The 22,675-nt window shown below is 37.4% G+C and carries 29 protein-coding genes; 19 read left to right on the plus strand and 10 right to left on the minus strand.

Translation table 11 applies throughout. The features are described from left to right. The first annotated feature begins 59 nt into the window (after positions 1-59). Complete coding sequence (locus AB8525_RS06920; protein WP_369177072.1) at positions 60-971, plus strand: ABC transporter ATP-binding protein; 912 nt, start codon at positions 60-62, stop codon at positions 969-971. Between the two features lie 2 nt (positions 972-973). Continuing rightward, positions 974-1,732, plus strand: coding sequence for an ABC transporter permease (locus tag AB8525_RS06925; protein WP_369177074.1), 759 nt, complete (start codon positions 974-976; stop codon positions 1,730-1,732). Positions 1,733-1,850: 118 nt separating this feature from the next. Here the strand turns inward: AB8525_RS06925 and plsY are convergent, their stop codons facing one another. Continuing rightward, positions 1,851-2,429: a glycerol-3-phosphate 1-O-acyltransferase PlsY gene (gene plsY, locus AB8525_RS06930; protein ID WP_369177076.1), complete on the minus strand. Its 579-nt coding sequence runs from the start codon at positions 2,427-2,429 to the stop codon at positions 1,851-1,853. A gap of 36 nt (positions 2,430-2,465) precedes the next feature. Here plsY and folB point away from each other — a divergent pair, with 36 nt between their 5' ends. The 13 genes from folB (at position 2,466) to hisH (ending at position 10,437) form a co-directional block, all read left to right on the plus strand. Then, positions 2,466-2,819, plus strand: a complete 354-nt coding sequence (gene folB / locus AB8525_RS06935) for a dihydroneopterin aldolase (RefSeq protein WP_369150377.1) — start codon at positions 2,466-2,468, stop codon at positions 2,817-2,819. After that, a complete protein-coding gene (gene folK, locus AB8525_RS06940; RefSeq protein WP_369177077.1) occupies positions 2,812-3,297 on the plus strand; it encodes a 2-amino-4-hydroxy-6-hydroxymethyldihydropteridine diphosphokinase in 486 nt (161 codons plus the stop codon). Before folB ends, folK begins: the two co-directional genes overlap by 8 nt. Continuing rightward, entirely contained in the window at positions 3,297-3,911 is a 615-nt protein-coding gene (locus tag AB8525_RS06945; RefSeq protein ID WP_369177079.1) for a thiol:disulfide interchange protein DsbA/DsbL, read from the plus strand. Before folK ends, AB8525_RS06945 begins: the two co-directional genes overlap by 1 nt. Further along, positions 3,904-4,659 carry a hydroxymethylpyrimidine/phosphomethylpyrimidine kinase gene (locus AB8525_RS06950; RefSeq protein ID WP_369177080.1) on the plus strand — a complete coding sequence of 252 codons (756 nt, stop codon included), beginning with the start codon at positions 3,904-3,906 and terminating at the stop codon, positions 4,657-4,659. The genes AB8525_RS06945 and AB8525_RS06950 overlap by 8 nt, the downstream gene beginning before the upstream one ends. Continuing rightward, positions 4,656-5,720: a histidinol-phosphate transaminase gene (gene hisC, locus AB8525_RS06955; protein ID WP_369177081.1), complete on the plus strand. Its 1,065-nt coding sequence runs from the start codon at positions 4,656-4,658 to the stop codon at positions 5,718-5,720. Before AB8525_RS06950 ends, hisC begins: the two co-directional genes overlap by 4 nt. After that, on the plus strand, positions 5,710-6,450 hold the full coding sequence (locus tag AB8525_RS06960; protein ID WP_369177083.1) for a Nif3-like dinuclear metal center hexameric protein: 741 nt from the start codon (positions 5,710-5,712) through the stop codon (positions 6,448-6,450). The genes hisC and AB8525_RS06960 overlap by 11 nt, the downstream gene beginning before the upstream one ends. Before the next feature lie 75 nt (positions 6,451-6,525). After that, entirely contained in the window at positions 6,526-7,056 is a 531-nt protein-coding gene (locus AB8525_RS06965) for a hypothetical protein (RefSeq protein WP_369177085.1), read from the plus strand. A 12-nt stretch (positions 7,057-7,068) separates the two neighbouring features. Beyond that, complete coding sequence (locus AB8525_RS06970; RefSeq protein WP_369177087.1) at positions 7,069-7,626, plus strand: hypothetical protein; 558 nt, start codon at positions 7,069-7,071, stop codon at positions 7,624-7,626. A gap of 175 nt (positions 7,627-7,801) precedes the next feature. Then, the gene (locus AB8525_RS06975) at positions 7,802-7,924 is read left to right on the plus strand and encodes a hypothetical protein (RefSeq protein ID WP_369179033.1); all 123 of its coding nucleotides are present in this window, start codon (positions 7,802-7,804) and stop codon (positions 7,922-7,924) included. A gap of 35 nt (positions 7,925-7,959) precedes the next feature. Beyond that, positions 7,960-8,985, plus strand: coding sequence for an aspartate-semialdehyde dehydrogenase (locus AB8525_RS06980; RefSeq protein WP_369177089.1), 1,026 nt, complete (start codon positions 7,960-7,962; stop codon positions 8,983-8,985). A gap of 3 nt (positions 8,986-8,988) precedes the next feature. Further along, on the plus strand, positions 8,989-9,231 hold the full coding sequence (locus AB8525_RS06985; RefSeq protein WP_369177091.1) for a hypothetical protein: 243 nt from the start codon (positions 8,989-8,991) through the stop codon (positions 9,229-9,231). 1 nt (position 9,232) lies between these two features. Then, on the plus strand, positions 9,233-9,814 hold the full coding sequence (hisB, locus tag AB8525_RS06990; RefSeq protein WP_369177093.1) for an imidazoleglycerol-phosphate dehydratase HisB: 582 nt from the start codon (positions 9,233-9,235) through the stop codon (positions 9,812-9,814). Positions 9,815-9,816: 2 nt separating this feature from the next. Beyond that, positions 9,817-10,437 carry an imidazole glycerol phosphate synthase subunit HisH gene (hisH, locus tag AB8525_RS06995; protein ID WP_369177095.1) on the plus strand — a complete coding sequence of 207 codons (621 nt, stop codon included), beginning with the start codon at positions 9,817-9,819 and terminating at the stop codon, positions 10,435-10,437. A 62-nt stretch (positions 10,438-10,499) separates the two neighbouring features. On the opposite strand, the gene AB8525_RS07000 is transcribed toward hisH, so the two are convergent. The 9 genes from AB8525_RS07000 to AB8525_RS07040 all read right to left on the minus strand — a co-directional run bounded on the left by AB8525_RS07000 (position 10,500) and on the right by AB8525_RS07040 (position 17,700). After that, the gene (locus AB8525_RS07000; RefSeq protein ID WP_369150401.1) at positions 10,500-10,712 is read right to left on the minus strand and encodes a TfoX/Sxy family DNA transformation protein; all 213 of its coding nucleotides are present in this window, start codon (positions 10,710-10,712) and stop codon (positions 10,500-10,502) included. After that, positions 10,678-10,824, minus strand: coding sequence for a hypothetical protein (locus AB8525_RS07005; protein ID WP_369149988.1), 147 nt, complete (start codon positions 10,822-10,824; stop codon positions 10,678-10,680). The genes AB8525_RS07000 and AB8525_RS07005 overlap by 35 nt, the downstream gene beginning before the upstream one ends. A gap of 19 nt (positions 10,825-10,843) precedes the next feature. Further along, complete coding sequence (locus AB8525_RS07010) at positions 10,844-11,263, minus strand: DUF1841 family protein (protein ID WP_369150403.1); 420 nt, start codon at positions 11,261-11,263, stop codon at positions 10,844-10,846. 3 nt (positions 11,264-11,266) lie between these two features. Next, positions 11,267-11,905, minus strand: coding sequence for an endonuclease III (gene nth, locus AB8525_RS07015; RefSeq protein ID WP_369150405.1), 639 nt, complete (start codon positions 11,903-11,905; stop codon positions 11,267-11,269). Between the two features lie 82 nt (positions 11,906-11,987). Next, the gene (sbcB, locus tag AB8525_RS07020) at positions 11,988-13,412 is read right to left on the minus strand and encodes an exodeoxyribonuclease I (protein ID WP_369150407.1); all 1,425 of its coding nucleotides are present in this window, start codon (positions 13,410-13,412) and stop codon (positions 11,988-11,990) included. Between the two features lie 91 nt (positions 13,413-13,503). Then, a complete protein-coding gene (locus AB8525_RS07025) occupies positions 13,504-13,707 on the minus strand; it encodes a cold-shock protein (protein WP_369150409.1) in 204 nt (67 codons plus the stop codon). 165 nt (positions 13,708-13,872) lie between these two features. Beyond that, positions 13,873-14,058 (minus strand): hypothetical protein, encoded by a 186-nt coding sequence (locus AB8525_RS07030; protein ID WP_369150411.1) that lies wholly within the window; start codon positions 14,056-14,058, stop codon positions 13,873-13,875. A 65-nt stretch (positions 14,059-14,123) separates the two neighbouring features. Further along, complete coding sequence (locus AB8525_RS07035; RefSeq protein WP_369179035.1) at positions 14,124-15,860, minus strand: SulP family inorganic anion transporter; 1,737 nt, start codon at positions 15,858-15,860, stop codon at positions 14,124-14,126. Positions 15,861-15,864: 4 nt separating this feature from the next. Beyond that, a complete protein-coding gene (locus tag AB8525_RS07040; protein ID WP_369177096.1) occupies positions 15,865-17,700 on the minus strand; it encodes a DEAD/DEAH box helicase in 1,836 nt (611 codons plus the stop codon). A 97-nt stretch (positions 17,701-17,797) separates the two neighbouring features. On the opposite strand from AB8525_RS07040, the gene AB8525_RS07045 reads away from it, so the two are divergent. The 4 genes from AB8525_RS07045 to AB8525_RS07060 all read left to right on the plus strand — a co-directional run bounded on the left by AB8525_RS07045 (position 17,798) and on the right by AB8525_RS07060 (position 22,524). Further along, entirely contained in the window at positions 17,798-17,950 is a 153-nt protein-coding gene (locus AB8525_RS07045; RefSeq protein WP_369177098.1) for a hypothetical protein, read from the plus strand. Positions 17,951-18,532: 582 nt separating this feature from the next. After that, positions 18,533-19,192, plus strand: a complete 660-nt coding sequence (locus AB8525_RS07050; RefSeq protein ID WP_369177100.1) for a cytochrome c — start codon at positions 18,533-18,535, stop codon at positions 19,190-19,192. A 67-nt stretch (positions 19,193-19,259) separates the two neighbouring features. Further along, positions 19,260-21,959 (plus strand): molybdopterin oxidoreductase family protein, encoded by a 2,700-nt coding sequence (locus tag AB8525_RS07055; RefSeq protein ID WP_369177101.1) that lies wholly within the window; start codon positions 19,260-19,262, stop codon positions 21,957-21,959. Beyond that, on the plus strand, positions 21,946-22,524 hold the full coding sequence (locus AB8525_RS07060; RefSeq protein WP_369177102.1) for a 4Fe-4S dicluster domain-containing protein: 579 nt from the start codon (positions 21,946-21,948) through the stop codon (positions 22,522-22,524). Before AB8525_RS07055 ends, AB8525_RS07060 begins: the two co-directional genes overlap by 14 nt. The last annotated feature ends 151 nt before the right edge of the window (positions 22,525-22,675 follow it).

The following is a 22,675-nucleotide window of genomic DNA, read 5'->3' on the forward strand; positions in this document are numbered from 1 at the left end:
GTGGGTCATTATCGCATAAATATCACTGATAGCGTATTAAAAGTGGATAATATCTGCCCATGTCAAAAGCACTCAAAATTCAATCGTTAACCAAAACCTATGCCAATGATTTTCACGCCTTGAAAGGGATAAATTTATCGGTGGCAGAAGGTGATTTTTTTGCTCTATTGGGCAGTAATGGTGCAGGGAAAACCACGATGATTGGGATTATTTGTGGATTGTTAGAAAAAACAGCGGGTAACATTAGTGTGCTGGGTTTAGAACAATCTAAGAATGTTGCAAAGGTAAAAAGTTTGATTGGTTTGATGCCACAGGAGTTTAATTTTAATCCATTTGAACCGATTGAAGAAATTTTGATTAACCAAGCGGGTTATCACGGAATTGAACGCAATCAAGCACGAAAAAATGCCAAAGCATTGTTAAAGCGCGTAGAACTGTGGGATAAACGCCATGATATGGCAAAGTCACTTTCAGGCGGGATGAAAAGGCGTTTAATGTTGGCAAGGGCACTTGTTCATAAGCCTAAAATTCTGATCTTGGATGAACCAAGTGCGGGGGTGGATGTGGAAATCCGTCGTTCAATGTGGCAGTTTCTGAAAGAACTTAATAAAGATGGAATGACGATTATTTTGACTACGCATTATTTAGAAGAGGCAGAGTCTTTATGTCGTAATATTGCCATTGTCAATGATGGAAAAATCGTTGAACAGACGAGTATGAGGCAATTATTGGCGCAAGTATCGCAACAAGTTTTGATTTTAGAAAGCGCGAAGAAACTAATCAACATCCCAGCTGAATTAGAATTTTCAATCACACAATTAGATGAATATTCATTGGAAGCATCGGTGGAATCAGGTATCGGCATTACCCAGGTATTGCAAACATTGGCTCAGAACGATATCGAAATTACTCATGTAAGGAGTGCACAAAATCGCTTGGAAACTTTATTTTTAAATTTGGTGAATAAATAATTATGTGGGTTCAATATAAAACCATTGTTATCAAAGAAATTCTGCGATTTTCTCGGATTTGGGTGCAAACAATATTCCCGCCCATTATTACCACTTCGCTCTATTTATTGATTTTTGGCGGTTTGATGGGTGAGAGAATTGGGCAAATGCAGGGTGTGGGTTATTTGCAATTTATCATCCCTGGTATTATTTTAATGACGGTTATCCAGAACTCTTATGCCAATACGGTTTCTTCGTTTTTTTTGGCAAAATTTAATCACAGCATTGAGGAAATGTTGGTTTCTCCTGTGCCGTATTGGGTAATTTTATTGGGTTATATTTCGGGTGGTGTGGCACGAGGTTTTTTTGTGGGTATTGGGGTGTTTATTGCAGTTTCACTCTTTATAGATTTTCAAATTTATTCTTTACCAGTCACACTTATTACCTTTCTATTAACAGCCATTTTATTTTCTTTAGCAGGTTTTATTAACGCAATATTTGCCCAGTCTTTTGATGATATTTCTATCGTTCCTACTTTTATTCTGATGCCAATGACTTATCTTGGAGGGATGTTTTATAGCGTTGAAATCTTGCCTGAATTTTGGCAAAGTGTTAGTCAATTTAACCCGATTTATTACATGGTGGATAGTTTTAGATTGGGATTTTTAGGTACCAGCACTACTAATTTTTTCACTTCAATTTTTGTGCTAATAGTGATGATTTTTGTGCTGACAATGTTATCGCTTTATTTGCTTAAAAAAGGTGTCAATGTTAAAACTTGAGGCACTTACCCTCCCTGGGAAATGGCTATAGTTGCAGTTCTTCTGGAGCAGATTTAAAAAAATCTCAATACATAAAATTTGTTATTTTGTTAATCATCTCTACATTATGCAAAGGTCTCTAATTGATTTTCTCTTCTTTATTATGAAGCAGTCTTTGAATATTTCCTCTGTGAGTATAAAAAACCCAAATGCAGATAAGCGTAATGATATAAGTAGCATTTAAATCTTGACTTAAAAGGTAAAAAATTATGGGCATCAATATAGTAGCAATGAGTGCAGATAATGATGAAATTTTTAATACTTTGGCAACAAAAACCCAAATAAATACAAAACTTAGGCCAACTAAATAATTGAGTGCGAATAAAGCACCTAAAAGTGTTGCCACACCTTTTCCCCCTTTAAAGTTAAAGAAAATTGGGTAGACATGACCTAAAAATGCGGCCAACGCCACCAAGGTTAATGTGAATAAATCAACACCAAAATAATGCGCAATGAGAACAGGGATAGCACCTTTTGTACCGTCACCGATAAGGGTGATGGCAGCAGCTTTTTTGCCACCGATGCGTAGAACATTGGTTGCACCAGGGTTGTTTGAGCCTTGAGTGCGAGGGTCGGGGAGTCCGAAGGCTTTGCAGACTAAAATTGCACTGGAAATTGAGCCGATTAGGTAACCGATAATAATCAAAATAGGTAACATAGCACCCTTATTTAACGAAAAAAATTAAATGTTACTATGGATATTGTATTTATACAAGGTTTAAAGATTGATTGCGTGATTGGTATTTACGATTGGGAGCGTAAAATTCGCCAAGATATTGTGTTGGATATTGAAATGTCGGCGGATATTAAAGCGGCGAGTGAGACGGACCATATTGACCAAACGCTTGATTATAAGGCGGTCTCTAAACGCTTGATTGATTTTGTGCAAAATAGTGAATTTCAATTAGTGGAAACTTTGGCAGAGAAAATTACGCAAATTATTATCAATGAATTTGGCGTAGAAAAAGTGAAGTTAACGCTGAATAAAGGCGAGGCAATTACAGGGGCTAAGGGCGTGGGCGTAATTATTGAGCGTAGTTGTGGCTAATATTCACATCAATATTGGCTCAAACAAAAATCGCAGACACAATGTGGCACAGGCGATAGACGGGTTGCGACTGAATTTTTTTGACATTGAGTGCTCGGATATTTTTGAGAGTGTGTCAGCAGGATTTGAAGGTGATGATTTCTACAATGTGGGCGTGAATGCGACGACGGATTTGAGCGTGGTTGATGTGATTAGTGTGTTGCACACGATTGAAGATAAGCAAGGGCGTGACAGATCGCAGCCAAAATTTTCTTCACGAAGCGTGGATTTGGATTTAGTGCTATATGATTCTGTAATTGATGCCGTGCATAATTTGCCAAGAGATGATATTTTGAAATACAATTTTGTACTTGCACCCCTTGCACAACTCAATCCTGACGGTATGCACCCGATTGAACAGAAAACTTATACGCAATTGAGTGCCACGATGGATGCATTGCAATCGTATAATATCAACATTTTGGAAAAGGAGAAATAATGAAAAATATAGTATTAGGGCTGTTACTGGCATTCACCACTTTTGTGTATGCTGATTATGATGAAGGTATTGATTATATTGCACTTGAGAAACCTGTTAAAACTACCACAGGAGATAAAATTGAAGTGCGGGAGTTATTTTGGTATTACTGCCCACATTGTTATAATCTTGAGCCGGTGCTACATGCATGGTTAAAAAAATTACCTGCCAATGCTGAATTTGTGCAACAGCCCGCGGTGTTTTCTAAGCGTTGGAAGAAAGGGGCTATTTTTTACTTTGTCTTAGAAGAATTAGACCTACTTGGTAAATTACATGAGCCATTATTCAGCGCCATTCATGCAAAAAATAAAAATTTCAATTCTAAAACAAGTTTTATTAATTGGGTAGTTTCTTTCGGTGTGAACAAGGAAAAGGTAGAAAAAGCATTTAAATCTTTTGCCGTTCGCATTAAGCTCAATAAAGCCACACTCAACTCCACTAAATATAAGATTAAAGGTGTACCAGTGATTGTGGTTAATGGCAAATATTGGACAGATGCTACCCACGCAGGAACACACAGTAGAATGCTTGAAGTGGTAGATTTTTTAATCAAAAAAGAAAGCAAGATTGAATGACACTGTTTTAGTTTTATCAGGGCTTGATCCTTGCGGAGGTGCGGGACTCAGCGCTGATATTGAAACCATTAATCAATTTGGTTTAACGCCATTGCCGATTGCGACGGTGCTAACAGTGCAAAATACACAGTCGGTTGCGGAAATTCAGGCGATAGATAATGCATTAATTGCCAAACAATTTCAGCATCTGCAAATGGATATTGAGCTGCAGGTAGTTAAGATTGGGTTGCTTTCTTCTGCGATGCAAATTCAGGTGATTGTTGAATTGTTAAAGAATCAAGTGCTCATTGTTGTCTTAGATCCAATTATTAAATCAAGTACTGATGATGTGTTGTTGCAGGCACAGGCAATCGCAACTTTAAAAAACGATTTGTTGCCTTTGGTGCATATTCTTACTCCGAATTCTGCTGAATTATCAGCATTGGCTGTGGGCGAAAACGAACAGCAAAAAGTCACTTCCTTACCTTGTGAATGGGTGCTGGTAACGACAACAGATGTGTCGGATAGTGAAATAGAGCATCGTTTATATCAGTGTGGAAATTTAATAAAAAGTTATACTTATGCCAAATTACTAGGCAATTATCACGGCTCTGGTTGCACTTTGTCGAGTGCGATTGCGAGTTTGGTTGCACAAGATTTATCTATGGAAGATATTTGTCAACAAGCATTAGACTACACTTATCAAACTTTGTTAAATGCCAAAAGTATTGGTAAAATGCAAAAACACCCTAACAGGAAACCCCTATGAGTTTTATCAACAATTGGCTTCGCAGCGATATTCAAGCAATTAACGCCTACCATGTACCCCCCTCGGAAAATATGGTAAAGTTGGATGCGATGGAGTCTCCTTTTCCTTTAGCAGAGGATTTAATTGGTCAATATTTGGCATATTTAGCCGATGCAGATTTGAATCGTTATCCAAACCCTAACGCACTAGAATTGCAACAATCGTTGCGTGAATTAATGAATATTCCTGATGCATTCGGTGTGTTATTAGGCAATGGTTCTGATGAATTAATCCAATTATTAGCCTTAGCGTGTGAGGCGGGCGACACCATTTTGAGCGTCGAGCCGAGTTTTGTGATGTATGATATGATTTCAAAATTCACCCACCTGAATTACCAAGGCGTGGATTTAACCGATGAGTTCGAAATTGATTTGCCTGTGATGCTATCGGCAATTGCAACTCATCAACCAAAACTGATTTTTATTGCCTACCCAAATAATCCGACTGGTAATTCTTTTGATAGGGCAACGATTGAAAAAATCATCACTTCAACCACTGCAATGGTGGTGTTGGATGAGGCATATTATGCGTATGCCGATGATAGTTTTTTAGCCGATATTGCAAAATACCCTAACTTAGTTTTGCTCAGAACCATCTCAAAAATTGGTTTTGCAGGCTTGCGTTTAGGCTTATTAATCGGCGCACAAGATACTGTGGAGCAATTAGATAAATTGCGTTTACCTTATAATATCAATACCTTAACTCAAGTGAGTGCCAATTTTTTATTAAGCGAACGCGCAGATATTGATGCCAATGCAAAAATTATTTTGCAACAACGCAGCAAATTATCATCAGCCTTAAAGACAATTGACGGCTTAAAAGTCTATCCGTCGCAGGCAAATTTCCTCTTATTTAAAGCCCCTAAGGCCAATCAATTATTTGAAAATCTCAAACAAAATGGTGTTCTCATTAAAAACCTAGCCAACACTCCAAAACTCACCGATTGCCTGCGTGTTACCATTGGTACTAGTAAAGAAAATCAACAATTCATCAATATTGTGGAGCAATTCTATGGTCAATAACAAAACACTATCCAGCTATTGCCACGACTATCTAAAAGTTGACACCTTTAAAGACTACAGCCCAAACGGCTTGCAAGTTGAAGGTAAATCTGACATCCAAAATATCATTTCTGGCGTTAGTGCTAACCAAGATTTAATCGACCGTGCCATCGATGAAAAAGCCGATGCCTTATTTGTCCATCACGGTTTCTTTTGGAAAGGCGAAGACCAGCGCATTACTGGTATCAAAAAAAATCGCATCAAAGCATTATTAGCCAATAATATTAATTTATTCGCCTACCACTTACCACTTGACGCACACACAACAGTGGGCAATAACATCCAACTTGCACAGCGTTTTGGTATAAAAAATCCTAAACCCATTGGCGATACACTAGTTTGGCAAGGGGAAGTTGATCTGACATTATCACAACTCTCAAATACCATTAAGCAAGCACTTAACCGAGCGCCTTTAGTTTTTGGTGATGACGATAAAGCATTAAAACATATTGCATGGTGCACAGGCGGCGCACAAAGCTATATTGAACACGCTATTGCAGTAGGTGCAGATGCCTTTATCACTGGCGAAGTATCCGAGCAAATTCCAGCGATTGCCAAAGAAAACAATATCGCTTTCATATCCGCAGGACACCACGCCACCGAACGCTATGGCGTGCAAGCCCTGTGTCAACATTTGAGTGATAAGTTTGGTCTTAAGCATCAATTTGTTGATATTGATAACAAAGTGTAATAATTTTGACAAAAAAGTGTAATAACTTTATAATTCGCAACCTTGTAAATTTTAATGTGCTAAAATTAATCTATCATGAAAAAAAATAAAAGTAATTACCAATCTGATGATGCTGAAATAAAGGCATACAGAGAGATGGTAGAAAAACATTACCAAAGAAAAGAAAAAGAAATTATTGAGTTTGATAATTCATCGATTGCACATGCTGAAGTTGTTACTGAGTATTTGTTTAAGTATGCCATTGAAAATAAGACAGATATAAAAATTTTTACAGGCAGACTTAAAGCAAATTTCTATGACAAGTTTTTGGAACAAGCCAGGACCCTATTAAGAACACAAAAAATCTCAATTATTTGCGAAAAACAATGTGAAGAAGGTAGGTTTCAAGCACTAGTTGGTGATGATGATAACGGCGAAATTTTAAATATTAACGCAAGTCAAGATATCGGCGTTTCTCATTTCGTTTTAGCAGGTGAATCCGCCTATCGCGATGAAAAAAGTGACGCTTTGAAAACAGCCGATGCCTCGTTTAACGGGCATATGCGAGGTAGTTTTTTATCTGTTCTATTTGATGAGATTAAAAATAAGATAAGCCTTTTATCCTAAGTGGGTAGTACCATGCCCGAGATTAATATTTTTTATGGTATCACTACAACGACGCTAGTTGTATTATCTTCTACAGCCTTGGTTGTTTTTAAATATATTATAGATTCCATTCAGTCTGATGCCAAGTCATGCGACGACTCAATTAAAAAATTAGATAATAAAGAAAAAGCATGCGATGATGCAGTTTTAGATATTTTGGGAAACAATACCCAAATATTGAAAACTAAGTATGAAAATCTTTCAACAAATATTTTTTGGGAATATTATGCTTTATTTCTAGTCATTTTCTTATCTGCTATTTCTATACTTGTAACGCTATCTAGTGGAGTATTCGACCTTTCTATATCCATAAAATGGATTTTATCTATAAATTTATTGTCGATTATTATTTATATTGCTACATTTTTGAGGTTACTCTGGAATGTGAGACAAAAAAAGAGATTTTTAAAGACTATTATTTCAGAAAGTAAAATGTTTATAAAAAGTATTGACGATACTAATACTTTATACCGAAAATTAAACAATAAAGAAAATAAAGAAAGAAGAAGTAAAAATAAACAAAAAAGTTGATGTTTGCCTGGATGCACACGCAACAGTGGGCAACAACATCCAACTTGCACAGCGTTTTGGCATAAAAAAATCCTAAACCCATTGGCGATACGCTAGTTTGGCGAGGGGAAGTTAATATGACATTATCACTAGCGAAGTATCCGAGAAAATCCCAGCGATTGTCAAAGAAAACAATATCACTTTCATATCCGCAGGACACCACGCCACCGAACGCTATGGCGTGCAAGCCCTGTGTCAACATTTGAGTGATAAGTTTGGTTTTAAGCACCAATTGATTGATATCAATAATCAAGTATAATGCTACGGTTTTATAATCTTTAACATTTTTATATTATGAGCAAAAAGTTTGATGTTTGTGTGGTTGGCGCAACAGGTGCTGTGGGTGAGACGATTCTTTCGATTTTAGAACAGCGAAATTTTCCGATTAATAATTTATACCCACTAGCAAGTGCTAATTCTGCGGGTAAGAAGATAATGTGTCAAGGGAAACAGTGGACGGTGCAGGATTTGGCGTCGTTTGATTTTTCACAAGCACAAATTGGTTTATTTTCAGCAGGTGGCAGTATTTCTAAAAAATATGCACCAATTGCAGCAGAAGCAGGCTGTGTGGTGATTGATAATACGGCACATTTTCGTCGTGATAAAGATATTCCATTAGTGGTGCCAGAAGTTAATCCGCATGCGATTGCGGGTTATACGCAACGCAATATTATCGCTAATCCGAATTGTTCAACCATTCAAATGCTGGTGGCGTTGAAGCCGATTTATGATGCGGTAGGTATTGAACGCATTAATGTGGCAACTTATCAGGCAGTATCAGGTTCGGGTAAGGAGGCAATTACGGAATTAACCGACCAAAGTGCTAAATTATTGGGCGGTAATACTGATATTAATGTTGAGGTGTATCCAAAACAGATTGCGTTTAATGTGATCCCGCATATTGATGTATTTCAAGAGAATGGCTATACCAAAGAAGAAATGAAAATGGTATGGGAAACGCAAAAGATTTTTGAAGATGACAATATTTTAGTCAACCCAACAGCAGTGCGTGTGCCAGTTCTTTATGGGCATTCTGAGGCAATTAACATCGAAACTAAGAAGAAAATTACCGCCACCGAGGCGACTGAAATTTTGTCAAAAGCGAGTGGTGTAACGGTATTGGATATTCGTGAAGATGGGGGGTATGCGACACCATTTACTGATGCGATGAACCACGATGATACTTTTGTGAGTCGTATTCGTGAAGATATTTCTTATGAAAAAGGGCTTAATCTTTGGGTAGTTTCTGATAATATTCGCAAAGGTGCGGCATTGAATACCATTCAAATTGCTGAAATTTTGATTGAAGAATATCTATAAATTATGTCATTACAAAAATTACCAACCAAAAGTTTTATTGTTGCCATTCTTCTGACAATATTTTTAGGACCAATTGGTTTATTCTATACCAGTGTGATTGGTGCGTTGATTATGTTAGTCGTTACCGCTATAGTTGGTTTTATTACTTTCGGTTTTGGATTATTCATTCCTTATATTATTTGCATTATCTGGGCGGTTATTGCAACTAACAGTTATAATAAAAAGATAATTGAACTTGCAAAATAATATGATAAAAGTATCCAGAAAAACTAACGAAACTGATATTAGTGTTGAATTGAATTTGTATGGCACAGGCAAAGCAGATATAGATACAGGCGTGCCATTTTTAGACCATATGCTTGACCAAATTGCACGACATGGCTTAATGGATCTAATCATTAAATGTGATGGCGATACCGAAATTGATGACCATCACAGTGTGGAAGATATCGGTATTACATTAGGTCAGGCGTTCGCTAAAGCCGTGGGTAACAAAGCAGGCTTGACTCGTTATGGACACGCTTTTGTGCCGTTGGACGAGGCACTATCTCGTGTGGTGCTAGACTTATCAGGTCGCCCTGGTTTGGAACTTAATGTAAATTTTACTCGGGCAATGATTGGCTCGTTTGATGTGGATTTAATCTCAGAGTTCTTTCAAGGCTTTGTTAATCACGCCTTAATTACTCTGCACATTGACAATCTTAAAGGCGTTAATTCTCACCATCAGTCTGAGACGATTTTCAAAGCATTTGGCAGGGCATTGCGTATGGCAGTAACACTTGATGAACGACAAGTGGGTGTAATTCCATCGACCAAAGGCAGTCTATAAAAATGCAAAGTATTGCGATTGTTAATTATGGCATGGGTAATGTCCGTAGTGTACAAAAAGCGTTAGCACATGTTGCACCTAATGATAATATTTTCCTAACCGATAATGCCGAGTTAATTCGTAATGCAGACCGCATTGTATTTCCTGGACAGGGGGCAATTGGTGCATGTATGCAAGCATTGAATAAGCATAATTTGGTGGAAGTGGTTAAACAGTCTGCCCGCAAAAAACCTTTTTTAGGTATTTGTCTTGGGCTACAGCTTTTATTTGATCATTCTCAAGAAAATGGGGGTGTTGAAGGTTTATCTATTCTTGAAGGTGATGTAGTTCATTTTCCAAAAAATGCACTAAAAATCCCACACATGGGCTGGAATACCGTCAAACAAGTATCAGAACATCCACTTTGGCATAATATTGAAGACAATGCACGCTTTTATAGTGTTCACAGTTATTTTGTTGCAACCTCTGAGACGAATATCATTACTGGATCAAGTAATTATGGAATTGACTTCACTTGTGCAGTGGCTAAAGATAATTTATTTGCAGTGCAATTTCACCCTGAAAAATCCCAACATGATGGTTTACAATTGTTGAAAAATTTTGTGAATTGGAATATTGATTAAATATTTTTGTAATTATCCAGTTCAATAATAAGCCTTGTTTTATATCTCACCAACTTCTATCTTCAAGTGTACCTGCTAGCGCATACAAAAAAACATAAATGTGGTTTGCCGAGTTTGATATAAACAGCTATTGAGCCTATTTTTTGTAAACTAATCTGTGTGTAAATGCCAATTTTATTCAATTGCTGTTCAGATTTTTTACCCAAGCCGCGTAGTTTTGCTAATTCCCCATAATGCCTATTAGAGACCTTTGCATAAATAGGGATGATTAGCAAAATGACAGATTTTATTAAATTGGAAATTTTTTAAATCCACTCCTAGCAGGGCTAAGGGTGTTTTTAAAAAGTTTGTAATTTGATGAAAGATGGCGTTTTGATGATTATTCATATTTATGCAAAGGTCTCTATTAATAAGATTGCTTTTCTAAGCAATGAATATAGGCTTGATGATTCATTGGCGTGTTATTTTTTTGGGAAGAAAAAATCATTTCAGCGATACAATCCATCATTTTGTGTTCTACTTCGTGCGGGTCTTTGAGTTTATTGATTATTTTTTGATAATAACTTTGAATGCCTGTGGGTTGGTTGATGGATAATTGTTCTCTTAACGACAAGTGCAAATTGATGTGTAAAAATGGATTGACTTCACCTTGTTCGGGGAAATAATCGGATTTTATATCATTAATATAAGTGTGATATTCAGGGTGCATTTCAATCACTTGCGTGAGTTGGTCTTCGAGTGGGTCGAGTGGTTTTTTGTCTAAGAATTTTTGCCAAGCATTGGCGAGGAATTGGCGTTGCTCGGTTCTATCTTGAGTGTAAAGCAAAGGTTAAGAATTTAAATTCTTTTCTTCGTATTCGCATAAGTCAAGCAAAATACACTCTGAGCATAATGGTGAACGCGCCTTGCAAGTGTAACGACCATGCAAAATCATCAAGTGGTGTGCAGGTACACGATACTCATCGGGAATGAATTTGACTAATTTTTTCTCAACTTCTAAAACCGTTTTACCACTGGCAATCGCTGTGCGATTGGCAACACGATAAATATGCGTATCAACGGCAATAGTAGGGTGACCAAAAGCAGTGTTAAGCACTACATTGGCTGTTTTACGGCCGACACCAGGCAACGCTTCTAACTCTTTGCGAGTTTCAGGTACTTTGGAATCATATTTATCAATAAGAATTTTACAAGCTTGAATGATATGCTTGGCTTTTGAATTGAACAAACCGATGGTTTTAATGGTATTTCGTACTACATCTTCACCCAGTTCATAAATTGTTTCAGGTGTGTTGGCCAATGGGAATAATTTCTCAGTCACTTTATTGACACTTTTATCTGTCGCTTGTGCCGATAGAGTTACTGCTACGAGTAATTCAAATGGAGTTGAGTAATTTAATTCTGTTGTTGGGTCAGGTATTTTTTTCAATAACCTGCCAAATATTTCACTGCGTGTTTCGGCGTTCATTTATTTCACGTATCTATTTGATTGAGCGAACATTATACCTTAATATTAAATGAATAGCAAAACCGTTCTATAATAGGCTCTATCAGTGTTTTATAAGAAAATATTCTGCATATTTTTCTAATTTTTTCCACAGATCTTCTTGGTCGGGATATGCTTTACGCATTGCATTGATAGAATCAGAATATTCACCAATTGATAAATAGCCATTTTCTCCTTTTTGAACACGACCTTGTACAGTGGAAAGCCAATTTTCCTGCTCATCTTTAGTTAAAGATTCGGGATAATTTCTGGCTTTAAAATGGATTAATAGTGTGTTGAGTTTTTCCGCTTTAAATTTCGGATGAAAGTTTTTTAATTGTGTCACAGAAAGCTTTTGAATTTCATCACTAATACGCCTGTCTGCATTGTCCATGAAGCCATCATACAATGTTTGTTCAACATCAAGACTTGGTGTTAGTTTGTCGTTATTTTTATATAAATTTTGTGCAATATTTTTCAACGCAATTTGATTACTTTCAATAAATGCTAATCTTTGCAGGCAAATATCCATATTTAATTGTAATTGCTCAACAATTTTAGGGTTAAGTTTAGAAACATTGGGTACAAACATTGGGCTTTTGTTAAAAATTAAATCTTTGATTTGCAGTCGCTCCACATCCTTTGGCAGCTCTGCTTGTTTAGTAAACATCAATTTTTTTAATTCGTCGGTATTCAATTTCAACAAAATAGATGGGTCTTGATCTAAATTAAATACAATGGCACGGTCGCTATATTCTGGATGATATGCCAGTGCAACGCACAAACGCGTGCAAGAAAGTGTCGCAGGATACATTCCCGAAGTGTGTAACATTGGTTCAAACAGTTTGATTTTACTTTCCACCGTTTTCTTTTCTCTCAAACTAAATGCATATGCAAATAATTGTGGTTGCGTGTCCTTAATAATTTTTGCGATTGCAATCGTAGCGCGAACATCGGCTAACGCATCGTGAGCATCGCTATGTTCAATGCCATTTGCAGGGGCAAGTTGGTCAAGTCTGAAAATAGGTTTGTCATTTTCATCGTACACCCATTTCAAACAATCGTCTTTTTTTAGGGCGTAACACAAACGCACCACATCCAAGATATCCCAGCGAGTATTACCATTTTTCCAATGCCAAGCGTAAGGGTCAATAAAATTACGATACAAAGTATAACGCGTAAATTCATCGTCAAAGCGAATAGAGTTGTAGCCAGCCACACAGGTATCAGGTGTGGAAAATTCAGCGTGAATTTTTTTAATAAATTCGTGCTCAATCATTCCTTTTTGTTCACAAAGTTGTGGCGATATGCCTGTTACTGCACAGGCTTCTGGCGACGGTAAACAATCGTTAGTGGGTTTACAATAAAACATATGTTCGTCTAAAATATTTAGATTTTCATCTGTGCGAATACCTGCAAATTGTGAAATGCGTGTTATTTTTGGGTTAATACCAAAAGTTTCGTAGTCATACCAATAGAATGTTTTCATATTAGTGTTAATTATAAATGTTTTGAGTGGGCTTTACACATAAAAAACCCAGCAATTAAGCCGGGTTTTTTAAATTCTAAGTAAATATTATTTACTGTGGAATTACATTTGCTGCTTGAGGACCTTTAGCACCGTCTTCTAAATCGAAAACAACTTCTTGACCTTCGTCTAGTGATTTATAACCATCACCTTCAATAGCACGGAAGTGAACGAATACATCATCACCACTCTCTTGCTCAATAAAACCAAAACCTTTTTTTGCGTCAAACCATTTGACTTTTCCTGTTGTAGACATAATGTCTCCTATATATTATAAAAAAAATACCGAAAAAAACTAGACCACTTTTATAAATCAGGGCTGATGCAGAGCATCAAGTACAAATAATAAACAGCAGCTGTATTCTTACCAGCATCTAGTATTTTAATGATTTATATGACGATGTAAAGCCTAATTTTAATTTTATTGAGACTTTTGTATGAAAGTAGGGATGATTAGCAAAATGAGACCTTTGCATAAATAGGGATGATTAGCAAAATGACAGATTTTATTAAATTGGAAATTTTTTAAATCCACTCCTAGCAGGGCTAAGGGTGTTTTTAAAAAGTTTGTAATTTGATGAAAGATGGCGTTTTGATGATTATTCATATTTATGCAAAGGTCTCAAAATATATAATTTGATGAAAGAGGGTATCTGTATTTATACAAAGGTCTCATTGAGCATTACATTCGTTAAAGATTTGCGCGGGACAAGTGGCACAAATTTCACGCTCCAGTTGTTTGTAGATAGTAGCGATTGCCTGTGATTTTGAGTCAAAGAATCTTGATCTGCCAATATGTTCAATGAAATGTGATTTGGCAGCAAACTCATAAACAGGGGCTTTTAAGCCGACAAAATATAATCCACCGCCATTTTTTACCAAACTGTTGTTTTCTGAAATAAGGGCTTCTGTGCCTGCTAGATCAATAAAGTTGATGCCACTGCCAACAATCAAAATGTGATTAATGCGTTCATTTTCAACAATCGTTGAAATGCGTTTTTGGATATAATTGACTGAGCCAAAATAAATTGACATATCGATGCGAATGATTTTAAGTTGTGGACATTGTTTAAGTGGTTTTTCATCAATATTGATTAATTTTTTCTTACCGCTAATCGGATTTTCATCTATTGATAATGTAGGAATGCTTGGCGTAGAAGTTTTACCTAAAAATAGAACCAACGAAAGTAAAACACCTAGATAAATAGCAAATTCTAATTCAAGGAAAAGGGTGGCTAAGAAAGTGGTGATGAGCACAGCAGACTCTTCCACGCTGAAACTCAAAGTTTCACGAATGTGATGAAAATCAATGAGGTTATAGGCAACAACTAAGATAACTCCTGCCATAGCAGTAATCGGTAAATACGCCATCAAAGGTGCGATTAATAACACAACTGCCATCAAAATAATGGCTGCAAAAATGGCAGATAACGGTGTTTTTGCACCAGAAGCATAATTTAATCCTGAACGGGTAAATGAGCCAGAGCCTGCGTAACTTGACATAAAACTACCCAGCATATTTGACATACCTTGCCCAATAAACTCTTGATTAGAATTAATACATTGATTGGATTTGGTGGCAATAGCACGACTGATTGAACTTGCCTCAATTAAACCCAAAAGGGCGACAGCAAACGCTTCAGGTACTAACATTTTAATGGTAGAAAATGAGAAGTTTGGCATTGACAACGGTGGTAAATGTGCGGGAATTTCACCGACCAATTTAATGTCATTGGTAAAATCTTTAAAGTAGATGGCAAGAATGCTACCGACAATCATACCGATTAATAAGTTAGGGGCTTTTGGTGATATTTTTTTGACCAAAACGGCGATAACCAAGGTTGCTAAAGCGATGGTAATAAGATAAAAATTAATGTCGCCTATTCCTTGATATAAATCTATCCAAGTATAAAGAAAGGATTCGCCTTTGGGGATAAAAATACCTGTGATGTGTTGTAGTTGACTACTGCCAATTAAAATTGCCGCACCTGCAGTAAAGCCGATCACCACGGTGTGTGATACGAAATTAACCATTGCACCTAATCGTGCCAAGCCAAAAGCTAATTGATACACACCTGCAAGGAAAGTGAGCGTGAGTGTCAAAGAAACAAATTCAGCGGTGCCTGGCTCAGCGTGATGAGAAATTGCAGAAAAAACCACGATAGAAATTGCCGTTGTTGGCCCTGATACTAAATGTAGTGACGAGCCAAATAAAGCAGCAATAATCGGTGTGACCATTGCGGTATAAAGCCCATATTCAGGGGGCAGTCCAGCAATAGTTGCAAATGCTACGCCTTGTGGCAGCACGATAACAGCACCTGTTAAGCCTGCAATTAAATCAGCTTTAAGGCTGTCCTTGGTAACGAGTTTGAACCATGCTAAAAATGGAAAAATGGATTTAAAATTAATGTCTTTACTCCTGTCGTGAAAATTTTGGTTTCTTGCTGCGTCGGTTATTTTTATTACCGCCGTCTTTACCTCTGTAATTTGAATTTCTACCTCTGCTTTTACGGTCTTTTGAGAATTTTTTACGCCCTTTGCCAGCATCAGGGCTTGAGCCGCCGACTCTTGCAGTATTATTTTTATTTGTTAATGCCACCATATTTAAACGCTTGCCACAAACTACTGTTTTTTGCAATAAATCTAATACATCTTGCGGCATTTCATTGGGTAAATCAACGGTTGAGAAGTTGTCAAAAATCTGAATTGAACCGATATATTCACTGTCAATATCCGCCTCATTCGCCACCGCACCCAAGATATTACCAGGCTTAACACTGTTGTTATTACCAACATCAACACGATAACGCAACATTGGAATTTGTGGATTGTCTTTGAGGGGTGATGCTTCAATTGAAATCGTTTTTGCCTCCCCTTGTCTTTGTGTTCTGCCAAAACTTTGTGGTTTATCGGAAATCAATAATGGCTCTTTACCCTGTGCAATAAAAGCTAAAGCAGCAGCCACTTTTATCGATTCTAATTCTGGATTAGCTTCTTGAAATTCAGTGACTAATTTTTCAAATACTTCTAAACTTTGATTGTTAATGGTGTCTGCAATGTTGTTTTTGAAAGTTTCAATCCGCTTGGCATTAATAATTTTTGCCGTTGGCAGTTCAATTGGCTCAATTTTTTGACGAGTAACTCGTTCAATGTTACTGAGCATACATCTTTCACGATTAGATACAAATAAAATTGCTTCACCCTCACGCCCCGCACGACCTGTTCTGCCAATACGGTGAACATAGGTTTCTGCATCTTGTGGAATGTCGTAATTAACCACATGAGAAATGCGTTGCACATCTAAACCACGGGCGGCTACATCGGTGGCAATTAAAATGTCAATTTTACCTTTTTTGTAGTTATTAATAATGCGTTCCCGTTGATTTTGGGCAATGTCACCATTAATTGCAGCAGCGGAAAAGCCACGAGCTGAGAGTTTTTCTTCTAATTCAACGGTCATGGTTTTAGTGCGTGCAAACACAATCATTGCGTCAAACGAAACGACTTCAAGAATGCGCGTCAGTGCATCCAGTTTTTGTGCCATATTGCTTACCATCATATATTTTTGAGTAATGGTTGAAGCTGTTTCGGTTTTGTTTTTAACTTTGACGATTTCTGGCTCGTTTAAGAATTTTTCTGCCACTTTTTTAATTACGGTCGGCATCGTGGCAGAGAATAAAGCGATTTGTCGTTGTTCAGGGATGCGTTCCATCACCCATTTAATATCATCAATGAAACCCATTTTTAGCATTTCATCGGCTTCATCTAAAACAAAAGACTGTAATTTATCTAATTTCAAAGTGCCTCGCTTAATGTGGTCCATCACTCGCCCCGGTGTGCCGACAATTGCGTGAACACCCCGCTTTAACGGTCGTAATTGCATATCGTAAGATTGTCCGCCGTAAATTGGCAATACATGAAAGCCTTTCATACCCCGTGCGTAAGTTTGCACTGCTTCTGATACTTGAATAGCTAATTCGCGTGTTGGCGCTAAGATTAATAGTTGTGGTGTGTTGAGATTTAAGTCGATTTTGTCTAATAATGGCAAGGCGAAAGCAGCCGTTTTACCTGTGCCTGTTTGTGCTTGACCGATGACATCTTTGCCATCTAATAGGTAAGTAATACATTGCTCCTGAATTGGAGAAGGGGTCTCGTAGCCGATTGAATCTAAAATATTTAGGATAGAATTAGATAGACCTAAATCACTAAACTTTACTTGTGGTTTGTTGTTTTCTTGATTATCAGACATGAAGTAATTTTTGAGTGGTGAAAGAGTCATTATACCCTAAACGAGACTACTGCATTAATCTAGCACAACTTATACCATTTGAGACCTTTGCATAAATATGAATAATCATCAAAACGCCATCTTTCATCAAATTACAAACTTTTTAAAAACACCCTTAGCCCTGCTAGGAGTGGATTTAAAAAATTTCCAATTTAATAAAATCTGTCATTTTGCTAATCATCCCTATTTATGCAAAGGTCTCCATTTATAAAAAGTAATAACACAAAAGCACTAATTATTGTCCGTTTTAGTGTGCTTAAAAAATCAAGGATAGCAATCAGTATCCTTGATTTTTTAAGCACACTAAAACAAACAATTATCAGCACTTTCTTAGTGTCATTACTTTTTTATAAATGGTACCATAAAATGGAATCTGTGTGCTGCAAAGGTTTATTTTTAGATTAGGGAATATTGCCCCAATCCAAAAAATAGAAATCACAAACCTAGTGCCACCGGCGAATTCAAGACCCTTTGTCCCATCTACATTTTCAAAAAAATAATAGAAGCAATCATAAGGCAAGTACTTGTAAAAAAAATTTAATAAACTTTTGACAAAGGTTTTTAAAGGTGTAGAATTTGAAACAGGTGGTTTAAATAAGAATCATAAATGGTTTTGGGTAATGAGTAAAAAAGAAGTATTTGTAGTAACGGATTTAATTGACAGGTAAAGACTGTTGGAATTAAGGGTAAAGATTAAGAGTATCCCTGATTTTTTAAGCATGTTAGAATAAACAAGTATTAGCACTAAATTGGTATCGGATTTACATTTTTTTATTTTTGGATTGGGTTTATAATGAAGAAAAAAAATATTTTTGTTAAATTAACAGCACTGGTATTGGTGGTTATGGCAACTCAGATTTCTTATGCACAAGATGTTGCAAAGAATATCGAAAAGGATGTTGCAGAAGGTAAAAAAATATACCAACAGAATTGTGTATTTTGTCATCAAGCAGATGCGATTGGTAAGCCAGGCTTCGCACCTTCTTTATCAAATGAAGAGTTATTAAGTATTGCTTCAGATGATTTTCTATATCGCACTATTTTCAATGGCCGTATAGGCACTTCTATGATACCGTTTAAACATTTAGGGGGTAAGAAAATTTATCAAATTATTGGTTATTTACGCTCTTTAACCACAAAACCTAATCGCTCTAAAGAGGTTGAAGCACAGCACGATTCACATGGTGATGCACGATTAGGCAAGATTTGGTTTGAGGATATTTGTGCTACTTGTCATGGTGTTAAGGGGGATGGCTATTTGTCGGGTAGTACTGGCACGGCTATTGGTAACAAAAACTTCTTAAAAGTAGTGAGTGATGGTTTTTTACGTGAAACCATTAAACACGGTCGTAGCAATACCCGAATGCTGAGTTTTTCTGGTCCCACAGGTCTTGCTAATTTAAGTGATGGAGAGATAGAGGATATTATCGCTTATATAAGAACATTTTATTAACAGGAGACCTTTGTAGTGTAATACCATTTTTAAAAATAGTATAAGGTCTCAAAAAAAAGGTAAAAATATGAAACGCTTAAAAACAATGTTTACTCGTCGAGAATTTATTCAAACCAGTGCTTTTACAACAGGTGCAGTTGCTGGTGCCAGTAGTTTACTGTCAAATGCAAACCCTGAATTAGCTTCATCGGCTGATATCCCAAAAACACGCAAAACAGCATTGGCACAATGTCCGTATTGTGGTGTGGGTTGTGGTTGTATTATTCAAGCAGAAAATGGCAAAATTGTATCGATACGCCCAGACAAAGACCATCCAACAAATTATGGGTTACAGTGTATTAAGGGGTTGACTGCCGCCGAACCTATTTATGTAGATAGAATGGAGGGGGATCCTTATGTGCGTAAAGATGTGTGGGCAGAATGGAATAAGCCTGGGCATGGTGATTTGGGCTATATTACGACGAGTAAAGGTTCTTTTTCAGATGAACATTTTGTGCGTGTGCCTTATGAAGAGGCGTCAAAAATGGTTGCACATAAAATCGCTCATTTTCATAAAGAATACGGCGGTAATTCTATTGCTCTGTATGGCTCTGGTCAATTGACTATGGAAGGGCAATATTTAGAAAATTTATTTATGAAAGGGGTGTTGGGTTCTAATACCATCGAAGCAAATGCCAGGATGTGTATGACTTCTGCGGTTACGGGATACTTTGCAACACTGGGTTCTGATACGCCACCCTTGGCATATGATGACATTGAATTGTCTGATATGGTCATGCATTTTGGACACAATGCGCGTGAGTCTCATCCAATTATTTTTTGGCGTATTGCTGATCATAAAAGAGCAAAAGACATTGCCACAGTAGTGGTTGACCCTCGTCGCACAGGAACAACGATGGGTTATGAGGACATTAATCCAGACAATTCTGTACATGTACCCATCTTAAATGGCGATATTTCTTTCTTAAATGCAATTGCACATGTGTTGTTGAAAGACCATAAAGATGTGATTGATTGGCCTTTTTTAAAGGCACATGTGTCGGGTTGGGAAGATTATATTGAGGGTGTGACTAAGCGTTATAGCCCAGAACAAGTACAACAATTTATGGGTGGTAAGAATCACGATGTTTCTCCCGCCTTGATTCGTCGAATTGCAGGTATGTTTGCTGATGCAACGCGTAAGCGTTTAGAGCGTGCAAAGGCTGGGCATGATGAGGGTTCTGGTGGGGTTATTATTATGTGGGGTATTGGTTATAATCAACATATCCATGGTCAACATAATGTTATTTCAGTTATCAATCTCTTGACGCTAACGGGTAATTTGGCAAAACCAGGTTGTGGGCCTTTTTCAATGACAGGGCAGCCAAATGCGATGGGAGAACGCTTTACAGGTGGGCTAACAGGTCGTTTGCCGTTTAATATTAGTTTGGCTGATGAAAAGCATAGAAAACATATGGCTAAACATTGGAAAGTGCCCGAAAGCAATCTGAATAATGCACTTAATTCAGATAACTCTGGTATGGCTGTTGGTATGATGGAGCGTGCAATGAAGGGGGAAGTTAAGGCAATGTTTTGGGTTTATGCAACGCATATTGATTTACCTGATCAAGAAAATTGTATTCGCCCAGGGCTTAAAAACACCTTTAATGTCGTGCAAGAAATCTATCGTCATGCCCCCAATAATCTGTATGCAGATGTTATTTTCCCTGCAGCCACTTGGGGTGAGGTGGATGGTGTTTATATCAGTTCAGAACGCAGAATTAATATTATTGAACAAGCGGCAATGCCACCTGAAGGCTGTTACCCGGATTTAGATTTGGTGATACACAAAGGCAAGGAAATTGCCCATTTATTGGGTATGGATGGCGATAAGATATTTCCATGGAAGACAGGTAAAAATGGTTTCATTGATGCAGAAGAAATCTTTAGAGATATTTGTAGAGCATCCGCAGGTACGGATACCGATTTAACCGGTATTTTGGAAGTGGAAAGAATTGATGGCACTTCTCCTTATGAACAGTTAAAGCAATTGCGTGGTATTCAATGGCCTGCCCCTTCTTATAAAACGGCAAAGGAGGGGGGTGTGAAGCGTCGCTTTATGGCACAAGAGGGTGTGTGGAAAAATAGACCTTATGGCTACTTCCGCACTAAAGACGGTAAAGTGCATATGAAACTATGTGAGCAAGATTATACTAACCGTCAAGAAATTACCAATAAATTAATGGAATTTGGTGTCAAAAAAAATCATTATGCGGTTGACAATAAAGATTTATTAATTGAAGCGCGTGATAAAGGATTAACACCCGATTTGCCTGATGAGGAATACAGAGGTAAAAAATGGAACAAGGTACCTGATGATAAGTATCCCTATTGGTTTGGTTTGGGTGTGGTTTACGAACACTTTCATACGGCAAAATCTAACCGCAGTCCAACCACGGCAAGATTGGTGCCAGAAATGTATGTAGAAATGCATGAAGCTGATGCCAGTGATTTGGGTATTAAAGATGGCGATAAAGTCCGCGTGGTAACGCGTCGTGGATCGCTTGAGGCCAGAGCACAAGTTGGCGGTGTTGACAGTTTAGTCAAACCAGCACGTAATAATGTGCCTCGTGGTTATATGTTTGGTCCGTGGAACTTGTCTGTAGCAGACAGTGCAATACCAGAGAAAAACAAATGGCTGGCGAATAGAACCACCAGTCGTGTGTATGACCCAGTATCAGGACAAGTTGACTTCAAAAAAAGTGCAGCCAGAATTGAAAAAATCTAATCGTAGAAACTTTCTAAAAAAAGTTACTGCCAGTGTGGCAACATTGGCAGCTTTGCCAGTTTTGTCTGCAAAAAATCAAGCGTCTTTTCGTTTTTTAAGACCGCCTGGGTCGTTGTCAGAAGAAGAGTTTGCCAGCACCTGTATTAATTGCGGGCAGTGTAGTGAGATATGCCCAAATCGTTGTATTAAATATTTTGGCTTTGAAAATGGGTTGGCGTCAATAGATACGCCTTATATTATTCCACGAGAAAAGTCTTGTATTTTATGTATGAAATGTGGTGATATTTGCCCCAGTGGGGCTATTCAACCTGTTAAGCGAACTTTTGAGGCGATAACCACTCAGGTTAAGATGGGCAAAGCGGTTGTTGATAAACAATTGTGCCTTTCGTGGCAGGGGAAAACTTGTGGTGTTTGTTACCGTGCCTGTCCATTGCCTGATGTGGCTATTCGTGTAGGTCGCTTAGAGCAGCCCCATGTTTTGGCACAATGTGTGGGCTGTGGGCTGTGTGAACGCAGTTGTATTCAGTTGCCTCAAGCGATTAAAATCATCCCTGATTATGGTTAATCTAAGTATTCAAAAACATTTAAATAAAGTCCGGTGGCTAGTGCTGAGCTTGGTTTTTGGTATGCTTGTCTTATTGCCTTTTATTTATATTTATCAAACTTTTTTACATGCACATGCCTACGATTTACTTTCCGCTTCTGAAAAACAATTG

Origin of the sequence: Candidatus Thiodubiliella endoseptemdiera (assembly GCF_964212635.1) — a bacterium.
Classification (GTDB): Bacteria; Pseudomonadota; Gammaproteobacteria; order PS1; family Pseudothioglobaceae; genus Thiodubiliella; species Thiodubiliella endoseptemdiera.